Annotated in this window: 1 protein-coding gene; it reads right to left on the bottom strand. The window is 67.2% G+C overall.

Annotated elements, in window-relative coordinates:
* Positions 1 to 263: 263 nt before the first annotated feature.
* The gene (locus Q0R63_RS18325; RefSeq protein WP_295700537.1) at positions 264 to 1406 is read right to left on the bottom strand and encodes an ISAs1 family transposase; all 1143 of its coding nucleotides are present in this window, start codon (positions 1404 to 1406) and stop codon (positions 264 to 266) included.
* Positions 1407 to 2234: the final 828 nt, after the last annotated feature.

The following is a 2234-nucleotide window of genomic DNA, read 5'->3' as shown; positions in this document are numbered from 1 at the left end:
GTGAGGGCCAGGCGCCTCGGGCGGACCGTCGACCCAACAATGGATCGTTCGCTGTGCCGGTGGCGTCTGTTGGCGGCTCTTCGAAGTTAACCGGCTCTTCACAGACGAGGGTGTAGGTGGGGTCTGAAGCCGCCGCTCTCGAGGAGGGAGCGGGCGATGTAGTTGGTGAGGTTGCGGAAGCCGAGGGCGGAGCCACGGAGGTGCTCGAGGCGTCCGTTGATGCTTCGGTGGGTCCGTGGCCAGGGCTCCGGAAAGGTCGTGTCTTAACAGGTCAACAGGCATGTGAGGGCTCGCTCGGGGCTGCGGGCCAGGTGGCGTAGGGCTTGAGCGATGTTGTCCCAGCCGGCCAGGCGCAGGACGCTGATCGAGGTGTTGCGCAAGGTGGCCATGACCCGTGGGGTGTGGCCGGTGCGGACCTGGGATCGGTCCTCGTCGAAGGAGACGTCCCGGACCCAGTGCAGCCGGTTCTCGATGCTCCAGTGGCCTTGGACCCAGGCGGCGAGGACGGCCGGTGGTGCGCTGGTGTGAGGTGCTGAGGTGATCAGGTACACGACCTCGACGGTCTTCTTCCCGGCTCGAGTGACGGTTCGACGGATCTGGGCGACCTGAGCTGCGCCCGCGAAGCCGATCCAGGTCGGGGCGGTCAGGGATCTGATGGTGCGGGTCGCCCGTCGGCCGTGGGTGGTGACGGTGGCCGTGTGTGCGGGGACCTCTTTCCACGGCAGGGCCTTGAGCTGGCGGTGCAGGGTGGGGGTGTTGGCCTTGACGGTGAAGACGTACGCGCCGCCGCCGGTGGTGATCGCGTGAGCGGTGTCGGTTTGGGTGTGCATGGCGTCGACGGTCACGACGACGCCGGTCAGGTCGAAACACGCGAGGAGGTCTCGTACGGCGGGGATCTCGTTGCTCTTGGCGGCGACGGCGACTTGCCCGACCACGGTTCCCGTGACGTGGTCGAGCGCGGCGACCAGGTGCGGTGCGCACGTCGTGGGGGTGCGGGCGCCGCGCACGGTCTTGCCGTCGAGGGCGATGACCCGCTGCCCGTGGACGTCGTCGGTGCGGGTCCACAGCCAGGCCCCGAGGACCCGGTCGAGCTGGTCAGGATCGAGGCGGGCGAAGAGCTTGCGCAGGGTCGACTCGTCCGGGCTGGCCACGCCACCCATCCCGATCCTGGTCCGGTGCTCCATGCTCAGGTCGTCGGCCCATTCACCGATCGCGGCGAACGAGCGCGCCCCGGCCATCACCGCCGTCACGGCCACCGCGAGGATCCCGACCAACGGGTAGCGCACCCCGCGGGGATCACGCGGGTCGGGCACGGTCGCCAGCAGCCGTAGGAGGTGTCCGGCGCGGGTGTCCCCCGACAACCCGCCGGGTTGCGTGGCGGCAGGGGTGATCGGCGAAGATGGCATCGGCGGGTGTGGTCCTTGCTGAGACGGTGGCCTGAAGAACTTCCATCTCAGCCCCTCGGGCCACACCCGTCCCACACGCCACGCCGGTCACACCCCCGCAAAGACGCAGGTCACAGCCCTACCAGCCGACCTTTCCGGGACGTGTGCCATGAACGACGAACGGAGATCGCGATGAGTTGGTAGGTGCGTTCTTTGGGAGTCGGTGCTGTGCGAGAGATGAAGGTTTGGCCCTTCGGAGTCGCCCTTCGGGGGGAGGCTCCAAACCACCACATGCTGCGTTGGCTGAAGACCGTCGTGGTGAGCGATGTGGGAAAGGCGTCGTTGGGCGTCAGGTGGGGACCAGGAAGACGAGTAACCCCGAACCGCTGTAGACGTGTCGTTACAAAAGTGAAGTGGCATCGAAACCGTGGCCATGTCTCGGGCTGCGGGAGCAGGACCTGGCGGGTGCCCGATGACTGGCCAGGTGGTGTCCGGCATGGAGGCGGCGTGAGCCTGGTCTGCGGGTCTTGCACGGAACTTGGGAAGGCGCGGCCGTGAGGTCTCGTGCTGGAAGTCGCTGGGCGGAGCGGTCCGTTCGGTGAAGGCTTCGAGTGGGAGGTCTCGTGGGGCGCTGGCGGACTGGCCTGTAGTAGCGATGAGGCTCCTGTAACGGGGGTGGAGCGAAGGGGCTGGGTCGTCTGTGGCGTGTTCGTCTGGTCAACCGGGAGCCTGTGGGCTGCTGGGAGGAGCTGAGTTGAGCGAGCTGAAGTTGCCAGGGAAGTCGTTCGATATTTCGAAGTGGGAGGTCTGGAGAGCGTACGAGAAAGTCAAGGCGAACAAGGGTGCGCC

This window comes from Lapillicoccus sp., assembly GCF_025353065.1.
Classification (GTDB): domain Bacteria; phylum Actinomycetota; class Actinomycetes; order Actinomycetales; family Dermatophilaceae; genus Lapillicoccus.
This window is presented reverse-complemented; position numbering and strand designations above follow the sequence as displayed.

What these genes read in the sequence shown, in the direction of transcription:
- Q0R63_RS18325 (WP_295700537.1), bottom strand. Translation starts at nt 1,406, where the DNA reads ATGCCATCTTCGCCGATCACCCCTGCCGCCACGCAACCCGGCGGGTTG.